This is a genomic window from Rhizobium aethiopicum, assembly GCF_900094625.1.
Classification (GTDB): domain Bacteria; phylum Pseudomonadota; class Alphaproteobacteria; order Rhizobiales; family Rhizobiaceae; genus Rhizobium; species Rhizobium aethiopicum.
In genome coordinates this window covers 120,869-138,986 of record NZ_FMAJ01000015.1, presented here as the reverse complement: position 1 = coordinate 138,986, position 18,118 = coordinate 120,869, and the positions used below count along the sequence as shown (strand labels likewise).

16 protein-coding genes are annotated in these 18,118 nt (G+C 61.4%); 7 read left to right on the top strand and 9 right to left on the bottom strand.

Features of this window, described 5'->3' with window-relative positions:
- Window positions 1-198 precede the first annotated feature (198 nt).
- The 3 genes from GA0061105_RS25630 to GA0061105_RS25620 all read right to left on the bottom strand — a co-directional run bounded on the left by GA0061105_RS25630 (window position 199) and on the right by GA0061105_RS25620 (window position 1,654).
- On the bottom strand, window positions 199-603 hold the full coding sequence (locus GA0061105_RS25630; RefSeq protein ID WP_092753750.1) for a type II toxin-antitoxin system VapC family toxin: 405 nt from the start codon (window positions 601-603) through the stop codon (window positions 199-201).
- Window positions 600-833, bottom strand: a complete 234-nt coding sequence (locus tag GA0061105_RS25625; protein ID WP_064693019.1) for an AbrB/MazE/SpoVT family DNA-binding domain-containing protein — start codon at window positions 831-833, stop codon at window positions 600-602. The genes GA0061105_RS25630 and GA0061105_RS25625 overlap by 4 nt, the downstream gene beginning before the upstream one ends.
- A gap of 68 nt (window positions 834-901) precedes the next feature.
- Window positions 902-1,654, bottom strand: coding sequence for an SDR family oxidoreductase (locus GA0061105_RS25620; protein ID WP_092753748.1), 753 nt, complete (start codon window positions 1,652-1,654; stop codon window positions 902-904).
- Between the two features lie 337 nt (window positions 1,655-1,991).
- Here GA0061105_RS25620 and GA0061105_RS25615 point away from each other — a divergent pair, with 337 nt between their 5' ends.
- From GA0061105_RS25615 to GA0061105_RS25585, 7 genes are all read left to right on the top strand, one after another.
- A complete protein-coding gene (locus GA0061105_RS25615; RefSeq protein WP_092753746.1) occupies window positions 1,992-5,636 on the top strand; it encodes a PAS domain-containing protein in 3,645 nt (1,214 codons plus the stop codon).
- Window positions 5,623-6,264, top strand: coding sequence for a response regulator transcription factor (locus tag GA0061105_RS25610; RefSeq protein ID WP_092753744.1), 642 nt, complete (start codon window positions 5,623-5,625; stop codon window positions 6,262-6,264). Before GA0061105_RS25615 ends, GA0061105_RS25610 begins: the two co-directional genes overlap by 14 nt.
- Before the next feature lie 2 nt (window positions 6,265-6,266).
- Window positions 6,267-6,644 carry a response regulator gene (locus tag GA0061105_RS25605; RefSeq protein WP_092753742.1) on the top strand — a complete coding sequence of 126 codons (378 nt, stop codon included), beginning with the start codon at window positions 6,267-6,269 and terminating at the stop codon, window positions 6,642-6,644.
- Window position 6,645: 1 nt separating this feature from the next.
- Entirely contained in the window at window positions 6,646-7,338 is a 693-nt protein-coding gene (locus tag GA0061105_RS25600) for a response regulator transcription factor (RefSeq protein ID WP_092753740.1), read from the top strand.
- Between the two features lie 184 nt (window positions 7,339-7,522).
- Complete coding sequence (locus tag GA0061105_RS25595) at window positions 7,523-7,894, top strand: ArsR/SmtB family transcription factor (RefSeq protein ID WP_064693025.1); 372 nt, start codon at window positions 7,523-7,525, stop codon at window positions 7,892-7,894.
- 175 nt (window positions 7,895-8,069) lie between these two features.
- The gene (locus GA0061105_RS25590; protein WP_092753738.1) at window positions 8,070-8,735 is read left to right on the top strand and encodes a nitroreductase; all 666 of its coding nucleotides are present in this window, start codon (window positions 8,070-8,072) and stop codon (window positions 8,733-8,735) included.
- An 84-nt stretch (window positions 8,736-8,819) separates the two neighbouring features.
- Window positions 8,820-9,392, top strand: a complete 573-nt coding sequence (locus GA0061105_RS25585; RefSeq protein WP_064685588.1) for an NADPH-dependent FMN reductase — start codon at window positions 8,820-8,822, stop codon at window positions 9,390-9,392.
- A 120-nt stretch (window positions 9,393-9,512) separates the two neighbouring features.
- Here the strand turns inward: GA0061105_RS25585 and GA0061105_RS25580 are convergent, their stop codons facing one another.
- The 6 genes from GA0061105_RS25580 to GA0061105_RS25555 all read right to left on the bottom strand — a co-directional run bounded on the left by GA0061105_RS25580 (window position 9,513) and on the right by GA0061105_RS25555 (window position 17,829).
- Window positions 9,513-10,700, bottom strand: coding sequence for a galactarate dehydratase (locus GA0061105_RS25580; RefSeq protein ID WP_092753775.1), 1,188 nt, complete (start codon window positions 10,698-10,700; stop codon window positions 9,513-9,515).
- Window positions 10,701-10,712: 12 nt separating this feature from the next.
- Entirely contained in the window at window positions 10,713-11,930 is a 1,218-nt protein-coding gene (locus GA0061105_RS25575) for a mandelate racemase/muconate lactonizing enzyme family protein (protein WP_092753736.1), read from the bottom strand.
- Window positions 11,927-13,648, bottom strand: coding sequence for an ABC transporter ATP-binding protein (locus GA0061105_RS25570; protein ID WP_092753734.1), 1,722 nt, complete (start codon window positions 13,646-13,648; stop codon window positions 11,927-11,929). Before GA0061105_RS25570 ends, GA0061105_RS25575 begins: the two co-directional genes overlap by 4 nt.
- Before the next feature lie 7 nt (window positions 13,649-13,655).
- Window positions 13,656-14,777: an ABC transporter permease gene (locus GA0061105_RS25565; protein ID WP_092753732.1), complete on the bottom strand. Its 1,122-nt coding sequence runs from the start codon at window positions 14,775-14,777 to the stop codon at window positions 13,656-13,658.
- A 9-nt stretch (window positions 14,778-14,786) separates the two neighbouring features.
- A complete protein-coding gene (locus GA0061105_RS25560; protein ID WP_064685641.1) occupies window positions 14,787-15,773 on the bottom strand; it encodes an ABC transporter permease in 987 nt (328 codons plus the stop codon).
- A gap of 118 nt (window positions 15,774-15,891) precedes the next feature.
- The gene (locus GA0061105_RS25555) at window positions 15,892-17,829 is read right to left on the bottom strand and encodes an ABC transporter substrate-binding protein (protein WP_092753730.1); all 1,938 of its coding nucleotides are present in this window, start codon (window positions 17,827-17,829) and stop codon (window positions 15,892-15,894) included.
- Window positions 17,830-18,118 lie beyond the last annotated feature (289 nt).

Here is an 18,118-nt window from a genome sequence, read left to right as displayed (position 1 = left end):
TTCTAGCCGTTGATCACCATAGGCCGGTGCGATCTTATCCGGTCTGAAAGAACAAGCCCTAAGGCCGACCCGATCAGCGCTATCTTATCGATGCATGTCGCCCATCTCGGCTGCCGGACTTTGGAGCAGGACACGGATACTTCAACGCTGCTTTTTCGTGAAGGTTTTTTGAATGCTTCGCATACCGCGCGCCACGCCTCAGGAACCGGGCGCTATCAATTTCAACGAGGGGAAGTAGCTGCGATAGCGGCCGACATCTCGCGTCAGGAGCGGCAACTGCTGCACGGCGGCATGAGCGCCGATGAAGAAATCGGGAAGCACGCCGGTGCGCGTACCGCCTGCCTTGCGATACTGCGTGAAAACCTTGCCGGCAAGAAACAAGGCGGGTTTCGGCATCGGCACCATCTCGAGGGCAGCCTGTTCCACAAAGGCCTCCAGCGCCTCGATCGTCTCGTATCGAACCGCAAGTTCGGCATAGACTAAATCATTAATGAGCAGGGGACCCTCGATACTCGCGGTCTCGAGCTGGGCAATAGACCAGTCCGACCATTCCGGGTCATCGGTCACGAGGTCCAGCAGCACATTGGTATCGACGAAGGTCACGTTTCGCCGCGCGTTAGAGCCATGATAGCGTCGGTATCGAGGCCCTTGCCGGCATGGCCGCGCAGCTTTTCGAAGCGGCTCGCCGGCCGTTTCTTGTCGGCGCGCGTCAGCACCACACTGCCGTCGGCAGCACGATGAAAATCGACCTGGCTGCCAGGAACGATGCCAAGCATGTCCCGTACAGGCTTCGGAATGGTCACCTGGCCTTTCGCAGTAACGGTCGTGGTCATAACGAGCGCCTCTGTAATACTCTCCAAGAAGAAGGTATTACTTCATTCGGCAAAATTCAAGATGGCTGCTAAGCCGCCATCGATTGATAGAGCCAGTCGGAGAGCTTCAGGCTACCCATTCGCGTTCCGAGACCCGGAAGCAATACGTCACCGGTCAGTTCGACGCCGAAATAGGAGGTGGAGGGATCGGTTATCACCGGCCGCTGGTCTTCGTTTGCGGCGAGATAGACCCGAGCGATTTCGTCGATGCCGAACTGTTCGGGGCCGCCGATCTCGATAATATCGCTCAAGGGATCACCGGTCGCCAGCTCCGCCAGGAATGCGGCGACGTCCTGAGCCGCGACCGGCCTCATCAAGGCCGGAGGCAGGCGCAAGCCGTTGCCTTCAGCACTTAGGTCGATCACTCCGTTTATGAATTCGTAGAACTGCGTCGAGCGGAGGATCGTATAAGGTCGAGCTGAAGCCCGAATGAGATTTTCCTGCACCGCTTTCGCGCGAAAATAATCGCTTTCAACGAGCTCCGGCGTGCCGACGACGGAGAGCGCGAGATAGTGGCGGACGCCGGCTTTAGCTGCGGCCGCGAGCAGGTTCTTCGTCGATGTCTTAAAGAAATCGAGAGCCGAATTGTCGCCGAAGGAGGCGGCATTGGTCACATCGATGACGACGTCCGCTCCCGTCATCGCCGTTTCTAGGCCCTTGCCCGTAACCGTGTCGACGCCGAGCGACAGAGACGCGGCCGTGACATCGTGGCCCAAGCGCCGCAGATCCGCCGTCAGTTGCGTTCCGATGAGGCCGCTTGCTCCCGCTACCATGATTTTCATCTCAATCTCCTCTGTTGCATCGTCCGCACGCCCGCGCGGATGGAGAATGACCGCAACGCCGGACGCCTTCCATCATGCTTGAGGTCGAACGTCCCAGACGCAGGGCATAGCGGAGCCAGCCCAAGGTCTAGGATGGCTGATCGGAGAGACAGAAGACCTCGTTCGCGGCCGAGAAATCCAGCTACATACCCGCGCAATGCATGGGTTTCCATGAGTTGCGGTTGTGGTGCACCAGGATTACGGTTCCACTATGAGCGCGCCGGCCCCGAAATGGAAAACAACTGCTGTAGGAAACACTGACGACCCGCCGGCTTTGCCTGTCCGGCCGGAGCGGTTGATGGAGAGGATCTGGTCGCACCGCCCGCCGTTGCTGCATCTGGCGCTTTTCTTCCTCGCCTATGTGCTCGCCTGCGGCTTCGCCCAGTCGCTCGCGATTGTACCGGGAACGGGCATTTCCATCTGGCCTCCGGGCGGCCTTTTCATCGCCACCCTCATCCTCGCCTCCCGGCCCAGCTGGCCGTGGTGGATACTGGCGGGCTGCCTGGGGGAGATGTTCAGCAATGTCCTGTGGTTCCATAGTCCTCAAGCTGCGGCCTTCCTGATCTATGTCGGCAACGCCCTCGAAGCGGTGGTCGCCGCCTGGCTTGTCAACCGGACTTTGAAGCCCCCTATCCGGTTCGAAACCCTGCCGGAAGTGATTGCGTTCGTAGTCATCAGCGCCGGGATTGCACCAGCCGTGAGCGCGACCATCGGAAGCGCCACACTCGCCTGGTTCAGCATTCAGTCGCAATCCTTCCTGACGGCCTGGCCCTTATGGTGGATCGGAGACGCCACCGGTGTCCTGATCGTGGCGCCGCTGGCGCTGGTTCTCTTCCACAGCTGGCGCGGCAAGACCCAGCTTTCCACCGGGCAATGGGTGGAAGCGGCAGTCCTGGCGCTGATCTTCCTGGGCGTCGCCGCTCTATCGCTGAGCGGCTATCTTCCCTTCGCCTATATCATCATGCCGCCTCTTCTCTGGGCCGCAGTCCGCTTCGAATTCAAGGGAGCGGTGGTGTCGCTCGCTCTCCTCGCCCTGATCACGGCGGTCTTCACGATAACGGGCGCCAGTCAATTCGCCGGCGATCCCGAATCTCAGCGGCACAACCAGGTCATGCTGCAGCTGTTTCTGGCCATCTCGGCGTTTTCGGCGCTGATCGTCGCCGCCATATCCCGTCAGCATCAGCTGGCGGTGCTTTCGTTGCGCCAGAGCGTGGAAGCGCTCAGCGAACGCGAACGGGAACTGTCGCAGCTGGTGGACATGGTGCCGAGCCATGTGTGGCGCCTGAGACCCGACGGCGAGCCGACTTTCTTCAACAAACGCATGATCGACTTCCTCGGCATCGACGTCGCGGATTCCGATAGGCCGGATGTGAGCAGGCTGGAGGCAGTCCTTCAAGCCATCGTTCATCCCGGTGACGCTGCGGCATTCAGAGAGTCGCTCAGCCGTTGCCTGGTCACGGGCGAAAATTTCGCCATGCGGTATCGGCTGCGCCGCGCCGACGGCGTCTATCGTTGGATGTCGAGCCGCGCCGAGCCGATGCGCGATGAGGCGGGAAACATCGTCCAATGGTACGGGCTTTGCCACGATATCGACGATCAGGTCCATGCCGAAGAGGCGCTGCGCCGGAGCGAACAGCAGTTGCAGCAAATGATCGACGCCGTTCCCGTCCGCATCTGGAGCGTGGAGCCGGCAGGCGGGTCGATCTACTTCAACAAACGCTATCAGGATCACTTCCGCGCCGTCATCGCCGATTTCGACTCCGACGGCGAACCGCGCATCGACGAGCTGCTGCAGCAGCTGATCCATCCCGATGAGGCGCCCGACGTGCAGCGCACGCTGCGCAAATGCTTCGAAAGCGGCAGCGGCACCGCGATGCGGTTTCGCTGGCTTGAAAAAGACGGCGTCTATCGCTGGGCCGAATGCAGGGTGGAGCCGCGGCGCGACGACGACGGCAAGGTCGTGCAATGGTACGGCGTTTCCCTCGACATCGATGACGAGGTGCGGGCGCTGGAGGCCTTGCGCGATCGCGAGCGCGAACTCTCACAGCTCGTGAACATGGTGCCGGTCCAGATCAGGCGCCTGACGCCGACAGGCGAGCCCGTCTTCTTCAACAAGCGCCTGATCGACTTTTTCGGTGTCGATGTCGGCGATATGGATCGGCCGGGTATAACCCGCCTCTCGTCGGTCATTCACACGCTCGTTCATCCCGACGATGCGCCGCGGCTGCTCGAGACGGTCCACCATTCCCTCGCCAGCGGCGATCCCTTCACGATAAAATACCGCATGCGCCGTTTCGACGGAGCCTATCGCTGGGTCGACGGCCGCGCCGAGCCGCTGCGGGATCAGAACGGTGCGATCGTGCAATGGTATGTGATATCGGTCGACATCGACGACGAGATGCGGGCGCAGGAGGCGCTGCGCAACCGGGAGCACGAGCTCTCCCAACTGGTGGACATGGTCCCGAGCCTGCTCTGGCGGCTTGATCCGGAAGGCGTTCCGACCTTCTTCAACCAGCGCTTGATCGATTTTCTGGGTGTCGACATCGCCGACATGGAAAAGCCAGGTGTAAACTCGCTCGCGGCGCTCATCGAAGCGGCCGTTCACCCGGACGATGCCGCCAGCCTCGTCGAGGCGCTCAACCATTCCCTCGTTACCGGCGAACGCTTCTCGCAGCAATATCGCCTGCGGCGCGCCGACGGCGTCTATCGCTGGGTAAAAGGCAGCGCCGAGCCGCTGCGCGACGAAAACGGGCGGATCGTCCAGTGGTACGGTCTCTCGCATGATATCGACGATCAGCTGCGCGTTGAGGAGGCGCTGCGAGAGAGGGAACGTTCGCTCTGGCAGATCGTCGAAACGCTGCCTGTTATGATCGACTGCGCGGCTCCCGACGGAGAGCCGGTCTATCGCAATCCGCAGCTTCGCGATTTCCTCGGTTATAAGCTCGAAGACCTTGATGGAACCGGCAAGTCGCGGCTGGCCGGCACGCTCGATGCCGGCGTTCATCCCGACGACCTGGCCGACGTCAAGGAGAAATATGCCCATTCGCTCGCCACCGGCGAATCCTATGCGCGCCGGCATCGCCTGCGGCGGTTCGATGGCGATTATCGCTGGGTCGAGACGCGGGCCGCGCCGATGCGCGATGGCGAGGGCGCGATCGTCCAGTGGAACGTCATATGTCTCGACATCGACGGCGAGGTTCAGGCGCAGGAAGAGCTGCGCCGGACGCAGGAAGGACTTGCCCGGGCGAGCCAGGCAGCAAGCCTCGCCGAGCTTTCCGCCTCCATCGCGCACGAGGTGAACCAGCCCCTGGCGGCCGTCGTGGCGAATTCCCACGCCTGCCAGCGCTGGCTAACGGCCGATCCGCCGAATATGGAGCGGGCTCAGAGAACCGTCGAGCGCATCATCCGGGACGCCAATTCGGCGGCTGATGTCGTCGGCCGCATTCGCGCCCTGTTCAAACAATCCGCGGACAGGAGGGTTCAGACGACGCTTTCCAACGTCATCGACGAAGTGCGCAGCCTGATGGCCGATGAAGCCTGGCGGCGGCGCGTCCGCATCGACGTCGACGTTGATGACAGCTTGCCGTCCATCGCGCTCGACCGCATCCAGATCCAGCAGGTTCTGATCAATCTCATCCGCAACGGCATCGAGGCCCTGGACGCCACAACAAGCGAAAGGGTGGTCGAGATACGCTCGCACCAGGTCGGCAATGCCGTCCAGACCGAGATCCGCGATCTGGGGCGGGGCATCGAGTTTCCCGAAAAGATGTTCGAGCCTTTCTTCAGCACGAAGGAAAACGGCATGGGCATGGGGCTGGCGATCTGCCGCTCGATCGTCGAGCTGCATGGCGGACGATTGTGGGCGGAGAAGAACCAACCGCACGGAGCGACGTTGATCTTTACATTGCCCGTTGAAACGAAGGCGCGTCATGACGACCGATGACCATATCGTCTTCATCGTTGATGACGATGAACGCATCCGGGAGGCTCTCGGCGAGCTGCTGGACTCCCATGGCATACGGGCCATCGCCTTCGAGTCGGCCTGTGACTATGTGCAAGCGGACAAGCCGGATGTTCCCGCCTGCCTTATCCTCGATATCGAGCTGCCCGATATCAACGGCCTCGACCTGCAGAGGCAGATCGCCGACGGCGATCATCCGCCGATCGTCTTTATCACCGGACATGGCGACATCCCCTCCTCCGTACGCGCCATCAAGCGCGGCGCTGTGGATTTCCTCACCAAGCCGTTCAGCGATGAGGACCTCATGGCGGCGATCCAGATTGCGATCGCCCAGGATCGGGAAAAGAGAGCCGGACGCGCCGAACTCGACACGCTGAGGCAACACTATCTCGACCTGACGCCGCGCGAGCGCGAGGTGCTGCCGCTCGTCGTCAGCGGCCTTCTCAACAAGCAGGCGGCCGCAGAACTGGGGATCAGCGAAGTGACGCTGCAGATCCATAGAAGAAACGTGATGCAGAAGATGGCGGCGGCATCGCTCGCCGACCTCGTGCGCATCGCGGAGAAACTGGAAATACCGATAACCCACTCGCGCCGGGTGGGGGGGAATTGAACATGAACAAGAAAAAACATGTCGTGGCAATTGTCGATGACGATCCAAGACTCCTTGAATCGATGAGCGACCTTCTGGAATCGGCGGGCTATGTCGCCCGCAGCTTCTCGTCGGCGGGCTCGCTGCTCGTCAACGGGCTGTCGGACCTGGATCTGCTCATCACCGACATCGGAATGCCTGGCATAGACGGCTTCGAACTTCGTGATCTCGTCAGGAAATCACGCCCGGAGCTGCCGGTTTTCCTGATCACGGGCCGCCACGAGATCGCGGATCAGGGCCGCGCTCAAGGCGCCGGCGGCTTCTTCCGCAAGCCATTCGATGCCCAGGCCCTGATCGCGGCCATCGCCAATGCCTTGCACAAATCGAGAGATGGAGGGTGACATGAGAGTTGACCAGCCGTTCGTTCGTAGATCGGCGCCTTTATCAGTGCAGCGCGGAGGTGAAGAGGATCAGCCGCTCGTCATGATCGTGGACGACGACGCGTCCATTCGCGAGGCGCTGTCGGAGCTGATCCTGTCGGCAGGTTTCCAGCCGGTCAGCTTTGCCTCGACCCGCGAATTGCTGGACGCGGATATATTGGACAGACCCGGCTGCCTGATCCTCGATGTGCGCATGCCGGGGGTAAGCGGCCTCCACTTGCAGAGCCATCTGACCGAAAACGGCATTGCCAAACCGATCATCTTCCTGACCGGCCATGGCGATATCCCAATGACCGTCCAGGCGATGAAAGCCGGCGCCGTGGATTTCCTCACCAAGCCGGCGCGGGACCAGACGCTGCTTGATGCCGTGACGGCAGCCATCGCCATCGACAGCGAACGTCGGGCGGAGGCGGCGATCGCCATGCGTAATATCAAGCGTTTGGAGACGCTGACGCAGCGCGAGCGCGAAGTTCTGCACGAAGTGGCGCGTGGACGTCTCAACAAGCAGATCGCTTTCGACCTTGGCATCAGTGAAGTGACGGTGAAGCTGCATCGCAGCAACGTCATGCACAAGATGGAGGCCGCCTCGATCGGCGAACTGATCCGGGCCTGGGAAACGTTGCCGGCACAAATGCGTCAGGCGGGGGCGCGTTAGCTTTCAACCATTCCAGGAGGGACGCCGGCTGTCCATTTTGATGCACGCCGTATCCGATTCACGCTAAAAAAGACGATGCGGCGCCGGCAATGGGTATCGGCTTCGCACGCTTGCGTTATCTCTAAATTAAAGTTCGGGGATATGACATCGTACCCGGCTTTGGTTCCCCAAAGGAGATCTCGCCTTGAACAATCTATCTTCAGTCGCGCCTTCCCCTAAAACCGATGCTTTCGACAACGAAGCAAACTTTCTGTCGGCCATGGGGAATTCCAAACGGCTTCACATTCTGCATCTGTTGACCGAAGGAGAAATGTCCGTGACCGTCCTGGCTGACGAAGTGGGATTGAGCCAATCTTCGACTTCTCAGCATCTTGCAATCCTTCGAGAACAGGAACTCGTGCAGACGCGAAGGGCTGCGCAGACGATCTACTACTCACTTCAATCCGACGCGGTCAGGGCAATGCTCGATACACTCGCTGACATCTTCGGATCGCATCGCCGTACGGCGGCAGAACGTGCCCGAGGCGTGCGCCTAACGCAAATGGCGGAACGCTGATCTCGCCGCTCATGATTGGTCTCCGAATTCTGCCGAGATTCCCCCGGATGCATCGATCGCTGATGTACGTTTGATGTACCCCTCCTAGACCACGGTGTGATTACGCCTCCGTTGCGAATGGAGATAATGAACCACATCAGGAACGGAAGGAACGGCCGGCGGCAAGGAGGCGATCATGGACGTATATGAGGCAGTCACAAGCCGGCGGTCGGTGCGCGGATTTAAAGACAAGCCTGTCGCGAGGGAAGTGCTTGAGCGTGTGCTGTCCGCGGCAGCCTGGTCGCCGTCAGGATCGAACATCCAGCCGTGGAACACCTACGTGATGACCGGCGCACCGTTGGCAGAGCTCAAGACAACAGCCGTCGAGCGCGTGGCGCATGGCGACCACTGGGACAAGCGACAGTATGAGATGTACCCGGCGGCGCTGAAATCCCCTTACGGGGAGCGCCGGTCCGCCTTCGGCAAGGAGCGCTACAGCGCGCTCCGCATTGCGCGCGAGGACTGGGAGGCCCGCCAGCGGGCGGCGATCGCCAACTGGAACTGTTTCGGCGCGCCCGCCGCCCTTTTCTGCTACATCGACAGTGAGCTGGGCCTGCCCCAATGGGCCGACGTAGGCATGTATCTGCAGACCGTCATGCTGCTGCTTCGCGCCGAAGGTCTGCACAGTTGCCCGCAAATGGCGTGGTCGCAGGTTCGCGAGACCGTCGCGGAGGCCCTGTCACCCCCGGACGGGCTGATCCTCTTCTGCGGCATGTCGATCGGCTACGAGGACCCTGCGGTAAGTTACGCCCGTACGGGCCGCGCTCCGCTCGCCGAGACGGTCACGTTCGTCGGCGAATAGCTGTTTGCGCTCAAAGGACAAGAGACCCTTTCGATAATTCTGCGTATGATACGTCCTTTATCATGCGGGATACTGGAGAACGCCATGACCACGCATAAAGTAGGCTATCTTATCGGCAGCCTCGCCAGGGACTCGATCAATCGCAAGCTCGCCAAGGCATTGGTGCGGCTCGCCCCACCGGAACTTGAAATGTCCGAGATATCCTTCAAGGACCTGCCGCTCTACAGCTACGACTATGACGCCGACTACCCTCCGGCCGGCAAGGCATTCAAGGCGGCAATCGCGGCCGTCGACGCTGTCCTGTTCGTCACTCCCGAATACAATCGGTCCATACCCGGGGGGCTGAAAAACGCAATCGACTGGGCGAGCCGCCCCTACGGCACCAACTCGTTCACTCGCAAGCCGTCGGCGGTCATCGGCACGTCGCCGGGCGCGATAGGCACAGCCGTCGCCCAGCAGAATTTGCGCAGCGTGCTTAGCTTCTGCAACTCTCCGCAGATGAATGCTCCGGAAGCCTACATCCAATTCACTCCGGGGCTGATCACCGATGACGGCGAGGTCACGAACGACAGCACTGCCGATTTCCTGCGCACGTTCATGCGGGACTTTCACGCCTTCGTCGCAAGGGTTCGCTCGGTGCTGCCGAAAGATGCCTAAAGCGGGTCGCATCAAAGGTGGTTCATGCGGCATGGCGACTTGGAACGACGGGAAGCGTCGTCCCGCGGGAGCTGGCCGCGCCAAGCCGGCGGCCAGCCTCTGTTTTAGCATGCAACGCCCTCAGGCGAAGGCGTAAGACCCATCCGGCCGCTTCGGCACCCGCCGCTGCCAGTGGATATACCCTTCCTCCTCCATTGCCTTCTCGTCCATCTCGACGCCCCAGCCGGGCCGATCAGGGCGCAGCTCGAGATAGCCGTTCTTCGGCAGATAGGGATCGACGACGTAGCGCGTTTCCCCCTGCCGCTTCTCGATATCGAGGCCGCCATAAACATAGGCCTGGCCCTTTGGCAACCGGTATTCGAGGATGCGGAAATTCTGGGCGGCGGCCGAAAAATGCACATTGACTGCCGTCGCCAGCGGCCCCATCGGATTGTGCGGCGCGACGCCGACGAAATAGGCTTCGGCGAGCGTAGCGATGCGGCGCATTTCGCTGATGCCGCCGACGACGCAGATATCCGGCTGGATCAGATCGGCGCCCTTGACCTGCAGCAGCCGCAGGAATTCGTTCCTGTTATAGAGCGACTCGCCGGTCGCGAGCACGCAGTTGAGCCCCTGCTTCAGATCGCCCCAGGCCTCGATATTCTCAGGACGCAGCGGCTCTTCGTAGAACAACGGATCATAGGGCGCCAGGGCATTGCCGAGCTGTCTTGCGGCGATTGGTTCGAAGATCTTGGCATGAGCATCGAAGGCGATCTCGTATTCGTCATTGACCGTCTCGCGAAGCGAGCGGAAATAGTCCGCTGAGGCTTTCACGACATTCCCCCAGCGATGGGCATGCATGTCGATACGCCACGGGCTGAGTTTGAAAGCCGTGAATCCCCACTCCTCTTTCAGGCGATCGAACTCGTCGCGGGCGGCCGGCGCGTCGGGCGCGGTGTAGACTCCTGCATAGACCTTGATGCGGTCGCGCACTTCGCCGCCCAGCAGCTTGTAGACGGGGACATTCGCGGCCTTGGCCGCCAGATCCCACAGGCAGTGGTCGAGCGCGGAAATCGCAGCAAGGCCGAGTGCGCCCGGCGGGAAGCGGCTTTGCTGGATCAGCAGGTTGACGAGATAATCGACGCGTGTCGGATCCTGGCCGGAGAGAAAGCCGTAGAGATAATCGAGCAGCGGCGGCAGCGCCTTGTCGGGGCCGTGATTGTAGCATTCGCCCCAGCCCGTCAGCCCATCATCGGTGTCGAGTGCGACGATCACGCGGGGGCGGTCCTTGTCGCGGGTCATGAACACTCGCATGCGGTCGATCTTCATCATTCTGTCCTTCTAGCGTTTGAAATAACTGCGGCGCGCCACGCGCGTCTGCACGTAGAGGTGCTCGTTGTAGGTTCCTGGATTGTAGGAGCCTGCGGCCTCCGGCACGGGAACCGAGACATTGCCGCCGCTCGGAAAGCGGGCGACGAATTCCTCGTCGATATCGCAGCCGAGCCCCGGGGCGTCGGGAACGGCGATCAGCCCGTCCACCTGCTCGGGATGCGGCACGATCGTCTGGCGACGGCCGTCCCAGTCGTCGTCGAGCCGCTCGAGGATGAGCGCGTTCGGAATGGCGGCGAGCAGATGCAGCGCCGCATATTCCGCCACCGGCCCGAGCGAGCCCGAATGCGGTGCCATCTGGATGTGATGGGCTTCGGCCATGGCCGCGATCTTCTTCATCTGCGTGATCCCGCCGGCCCGGCCGGTATCAGGCTGAATCACGTCGATCAGCTCTCTTTCGATGAGTTCGCGCTCGCCAAAGATCGTCGCCGAGCGTTCGCCGGCGGCAAGCGGCACATGTGCAGCATCGCGAATGCGCCGGTAGCCGTCGAGATTGTCGGGCGCGATCGGATCTTCCACCCACATCAGTTCATAGGGTTCGAGCGCCCGCACCAGCCGGCACGCATCCGCAGGGGTCAGCCATGGCGGCCCATGCAGGTCGATGGCGATGTCCATGTCGTCGCCGACCGCCTCGCGCAGCGCTGCGACCTTGCGTACGGGATCGGCCACGCCGCCGCACTTGACCGCCTTTATACCACGCTGTTTGACCGCAAGCGCACGTTCGGGCGTATTGGCATGTGAATAGATCGGGATCTTGTCGCGCACCTTGCCGCCGAGCAGCATCCAGACCGGCACGCCGAGGGCCTTTCCTTTGATGTCCCAGAGCGCCATGTCAATGCCGGTCATCGCGCCGCCTCCGACCGTGCCGAGCATGCCGTGACCCATCATTGCAATATGCAACTTCTGCCACAGGCGTTCGATATGGGCCGGATCTTCGCCGATGAGCAGCGGCGCCAGATCATGGACCGCGGTCTCGATCACGCGCGGCCAGCCGGAGCATTCACCGATGCCGGTGATACCCTCATCGGTTTCGATCTTCAAAAACAGCCAGTTCCTCGTGCCTCGCAGCTGCGCGGATGCACCGTCTCCCGAGCGCTCATCCGAGGCCCATTTGGACGGGTCGGGCTGACCGGCATGCATGAGAAACGTTTTGATGCCGATGATCTTCATCGCTGGGAACTCCCGTTCTTCAGATTGTCGGGAGCGACATAGCGAAAGCGCCGCGAACGATCGCGGTCGCGGGGATCGGGCCGCGGAATGGCCGATATCAGCGCTTGCGTGTAGGCGTGCTCGGGCGTGCGGCAGACCTTCTCCGCTTCGCCGATCTCGACGAGCTGGCCCTTGTACATGACACCGACGCGGTCGCACATGTAGCGGATGACGCCGATGTCATGGCTGATGAAGATATAGGCGAGCCCGAGTTGGTCTTGCAGGCGCATCAGGAGATCGAGCACCTGCGAGCGCACCGAGACGTCGAGCGCCGAGGTCGCCTCATCGGCGACGATGACGCGCGGATTGAGCGTAATGGCGCGGGCAATGCCGATGCGCTGGCGCTGGCCGCCGGAGAAGGCGTGCGGATAGCGTTCGCGCGCCCTGGGATCGAGGCCGACCTGCTCCATCAGGTGGCAAACACGCTCATCCAGCGCCCGTCCCTTGGCGATGCCATTGACGAGCAAGGGCTCGCCGATGATCTGCGAGACGGTCATGCGCGGATTAAGGGAACCGAAGGGATCCTGGAACACCATGCGCAATTCGCGGCGCGCCGCGGCAAGCGTCTGGCCTTTTGCTGTCGCCAGATCGATGATGTCGCCGCTAGCGTTGCGATAGAGGATTTCGCCGGCGGAGGGATCGATCAGCCGCATGATCGAGCGGCCCATGGTCGTCTTGCCCGAGCCGCTCTCGCCGACGATGCCAAGCGTTTCGCCCGGCAAAAGCGAAATCGAGACATCATTCAGCGCTTTCACCTCGCCGAAATCCATCGACACGTTGCGCAGTTCGAGGATCGGCGCTTTCGTCCTGTCGAGCGGCGGGCGCGCCAGGCGAATCTCGGCCTTCTGCTCCAGCTTCAGCACCGAGCCGATCAGCATACGGGTATAATCATCCTGCGGCGCATGAAAGATCTGCTCGACCGGCCCGTATTCCTTCGCCACGCCGTTGTGCATGACGAGCACGTCGTCGGCGATCTGCGCCACCACGCCCATGTCATGGGTGATGAAGAGAACGGCCATGCCGTTGGCCTTCTGCAGGCGGGCGATCAGGTCGAGGATCTCGGCCTGCGTCGTCACGTCGAGCGCCGTGGTCGGCTCGTCGGCGATCAGCAGCTGCGGCTTGCATGCGAGCGCCATGGCGATCATCGCGCGCTGGCGCATGCCGCCGGAATATTGGAAGGCGTATCGATCCAACGCTTTCTCAGGCGAGGGAATCTCGACCTGTTTGAGCAGCGATATGGCCTCGGCGCGCGCCTCCGCCTTGCTCATCCTGGTGTGAAGGCGAAGCGCCTCGGTAATCTGGTTGCCGACGGTATGGATGGGCGACAGCGACGACATCGGCTCCTGGAAGATCATCGCGATATCGCGGCCGCGGATCGCCCGGATCTGGCGACCGCGCGGATTGAGGCTGGTCAGATCGATCGAGCCGCCCTTCGGGTGGCTCAATGTGATCGAACCGCCGGCAATGCGGCCGGGCGCATCGACGATCTGCAGGATCGAGCGCGCCGTCACCGACTTGCCGGATCCGCTTTCGCCGACCACGCAGAGCGTCTTGCCCGGTTCGATTGCAAAGGACAGGTCGCTGACGGCGCGAAAGACGCCAGTGCGCAGCGGGAATTCAACGGTCAGGTTCTTCACCTCAAGCAGCGGCCTGCCGGCAATGGAAACGATTTCGGTCATGCCGGCCTCATTTGTTATAGGGGTCAGCCGCATCGCGCAGGCCGTCGCCGAGGAGATTGAGCGCCATGACGGCAACCACGACGGCGCAGCCGGGCAGGAAGAGCCACGGCGCCGTGGCGATCGAGCGGATGTTCTGGGCCTCTCGCAGCAGCACGCCCCAGGAGATGGTCGGCGGCTGCAGCCCTAGCCCCAGGAAGGAAAGAGAGGTTTCGGCCAGGATCATCGCCGGCACTGCGAGCGTGATCGACGCGATGATGTGGCTGGCAAAGCTCGGCAGCATATGGCGAAAGATGATGCGGCTTTCGCGAACGCCATCCAGTCTGGCGGCGGCGACGAATTCCTCGGTGCGCAAGGACAGAAAGCGGCCGCGAACGACGCGAGCAAGCTGGGCCCAGCCGGTCAGCGACAGGATGATCGTGATCATCATGTATTGCAGCGTCGCTGGCCAATCCTGCGGCAGCGCCGCAGCCATGGCAAGCCAGATCGGGATCGTCGGCAGCGACAGCACGAAATCGATCACGCGCTGCATGAAGAAATCGATGCGACCACCATAATATCCGGAGATGCCGCCAATCACGATGCCGAGCATCAACGACAGGAAGACGCCGACGAGGCCGATCGACAGCGAAACCTGCGAACCCTGTACCGTTCGGCTGAAGACATCACGCCCAAGCCGGTCGGCGCCGAAGAGCAGCAGCGGCGTCGTCTTGTCGGGCGACGCGATCAGATGAATGTTGGTGTTGAACAGGCCAAACACGGAATACTCGTAGCCGCGCCCGAAGAACTGAACATCGACACGCTTCGACGTATCTTCCTTGTAGATGGCGGCGAGTGTTTCCGGATCGCGGGTCAGCTTCATCGGATAATAATGCGGGCCGAACGAGAACCCGTTCTCAGTATCGATCAGATGCAATTTCTGCGGCGGATGAAAGGTCGCCCGCGCGTTTTGCAGGTTCGGATCGTTGATGGCGAAGAAGCCGGGAACGAGGGCGACGATATACATCAGTACGGTAACGACGAGCGCCACCATGGCCAGCTTGTGGCGGCGAAAGGCCCACCAGATCAGCTGCCACTGTGATGCGACCGCGGCGCGATCCGGCTGAATGTTTGTAACGGCGATGTCGGCCATGTCAGGCTCCTATTCCAACCGGATGCGAGGATCGACCAGCGCCAGCAGGATGTCGCTGATCAGAGAGCCTATGAGCGTCAGCGCGCAGATCAGCAGAACGAAGGCGCCGGCGAGATACATGTCCTGCGCCATCAGCGCCTGCAGCAACAAGGGGGCTGCCGTCGGCAGGTTGAGGACGATGGCGACGACGACCGAGCCGGAGATGAGATTGGGCAGCAGCCAGGCAATCGTCGAGATGAACGGGTTGAGCGCGATCATCAAAGGATATTTCATCAGCAGCCGGAATTCCGAGAGCCCCTTTGCCCGTGCCGTCGTCACGTAGGGCTTCGGCAGTTCGTCGAGCATGTTGGCGCGCATCACGCGGATGAGGCTTGCGGTCGAAGAGACGGCCAGAATGATGACGGGAAGCCAGAGATGCGAGAAGAGATCGACCATCTTGGCGAAGCTCCAGGGCGCATTCTCGTATTGCGGCGAGAACAGCCCGCCGACATCCTGGCCGAATTCGACCGCCGCGACATACATCAGCACCAGCGCCAGCAGGAAGGAGGGGATGGCGAGGCCGAAGAAGGTGAAGGCGGTGAAGAAGTAATCGCCGATGGAATATTTGCGCACGGCGGAAAAGACGCCGATAGGCAGGGCGATCGCCCAGGTGGCAATCAAAGTCGAAAGCGCGAGAACCAGGGTCAGCGCCATGCGCTCCCAGATCAGGTCGGAGACCGGCTGCTGCCACTCGAAGGAAATGCCGAAGTCGCCGCGCGAGAGGATGCCCCACATCCACTTGAAATATTGGATGAGCATCGGGTCATCGAGTCCGAAGCGCTCGCGCAACTGGGCCGCGGTGTTCTGATCGACGATTTCATTGGAGGCCGCCAGTGTGGCAATATAGGTGGTGACATAATCGCCCGGCGGCAGCTGGATCAGCACGAAAGCGAGGAAGCTGACGGCAAAGAGCGATGGAATCATCCACAGCAAGCGTTTGGCGATAAAGACCAGCATGGGCGCCTCTTGCATTGAACACCGCCCTCCGGACCTTACCGGCTCTCATCGCCGGCAAGGCATCTCGGAAGGCGAACCGAAGAAAGCGCCGTACCGTCAGTACGGCGCTCGATCAAAATCAGCTCGTGAAGGTGAACTGCTGCGGCATCGCAGGTCCCGGATTGGGCCAGGACCAGCTATCCGGCTCCTTCTCGGGCACATTGCGCAGATTATTGCGGATAATGCCGAAGCCGCCGACGGCGAGGCAAAGTCCAACGGTCTCAAATTCCTCCGCGGCAATGTCGAAGATCTGCTTCATGATCGCGCCGCGCTTGTCGAGATCGGCCGTCGAACGCGCTTCGTCGAACAGCTTCATGCGCTTCTTCTGGCTTTCCGGCGGCTCTTCGCCGCGGGCGCCGTTCGAGGTGTACCAGAGCGTCCACGGAATGGCGTAACGCGACCCTTGCGGATGGAAGGCGAAGAAATCGCGCGGATCGAGCATCGGATCGAGACCGCCAGGACCCGGCCACACCGCCGCATCATGCGCATTGTCGTCGCCGCGGGTATAATAGAGCGCCCGCTCGATCGTGTTGACCTTCATGTCGATACCGATCTGCGACCAATGTGTTTTGACCAGTTCGAGCGCGTCGACTAGGTCGGGATAGAGCGTCGGAATAACGTCGATCGAGAAGAAGACTTTCTGGCCGTCGGGCCGAACGCGAAAGCCGTCGGGCCCCTTCTTGTAACCGGCCTGGTCGAGCATCGCGCCCGCCTTGCCAGCGTCATATTCGGTGAACTGACGTGCATATTTCTCGTGATACCAGGGATGGGTCGGACGCGGGCCGGCCTGGTAGGGCTCGCTCTGGCCGAAATAGACGATGTCGATCAGTTCCTGACGATTGATGCCGATCGAGAGCGCCTGCCGGAACGACTTGTCGGCAAACATCTTGCGCATGGCAGGATCTTTGTGAGTGATGTTGAAATAGATCTGGCACTGTTGCGAGGCGGAAGGCACGAGCGTCAGCAGACGATAGTCACCCTTCTGCATGTTCTGGGACAGCGTCGGTTTGTTGGCGAGCACGCTGATGTGACGCTCCTGAATGTCAATTTTTCCGGAGATCACGTTCAGCATCAGCGACTCGACGTCCTGTGAAATGCCGAAGTTGACTTCATCAATGTAGGGAAGCTGATTGCCCGATGTATCGACCTGCCAGAAATAGGGATTACGGCTCATGACGACCCGCGTTGCGCCGCCGACATAGGGCTCCTTGACGACCCAGGGATCGAGCGTCGGCTTGTCGACATTGCCCCAGCGCGTCGGGATTTCGATGTCGCCGCAGCGGCTGCGGAAGAGCTCCGTCCAGCTGGTGACGCCCGCCTTCTTGGCATCGGCCGCGATGCTGGGATTGTATTTCGGCAGGAATTGGCTGCAGTAATGCTTGGGGAAGAGCGTCGGATGCTGGCCGAGCGGCGTGGCGAGATTTTCGAGATAAAGCGCGTTTGCCGCCGCGAAGGTGAACTTCACTGTATAATCGTCGATCTTTTCGACGGTGACCGGCTTGCCGGCAACGGCAAGCTGCGCCGGCGTGGCGCTGTAAAGCTCGGTATTCTTGACGCAGTCCTCGATCGCGAAAACGATGTCGTCCGCCGTGAAGGGATGGCCGTCCGACCAGCGCACGCCTTCGATCAGGTGGAAGGTGAATTGGGTAGCGTCATCGCTGACCTCCCAGCGCTCGGCGAGGTTCGGCTCCACGGCGGTGAATTCCAGGTTCCAGCGCACGAGGCTCTGGTTGCCGACCATGCGCAGAATGCCGTTATGGTCGGATGAACCGCGCAAGCCGCGGCGCAACGTGCCGCCATAGGTGCCGACCTTCTCGAACGGCGTCACGACCATTGGCTTCTTCGGCAGACGCTCGGCAAGCGGCGGCAGTTTGCCGTCCTTGACGAGCTGCGCCAGCGCAGGCGCTTCGCCGCCGGCGGCGAAGGCGCGACCGGCGATGGATAGTGCCGCGGCACCAGCCATGCCGCCGAGAACGGCGCGGCGGGTGACACCGCGAGACAGAATTTCACTGGGCATCGTTTCCTCCCCTTTTATGCCGAAACAGGCTTGTCCCGGCTGGTGCGGCGGGCTTCCCGACCTGCCGTTTTGCGCCCTCCTCGGCGCTGGGAGCAAACCATAGACACGTTCTCAAATGATTACAAGTGTTGACAGATATTTACAGATTCGATAGTCGATGCAGTATCGAACGGAAACACCAAACCTTTGGCGTTCCTGTCATGGCTAGGGAAAGAAGAGAAACCTGTCAGAAGCTGTATACATGCCGCGTCGCGGCCAGTGACAGCACGGCGCCATCCCGGCGCATGGT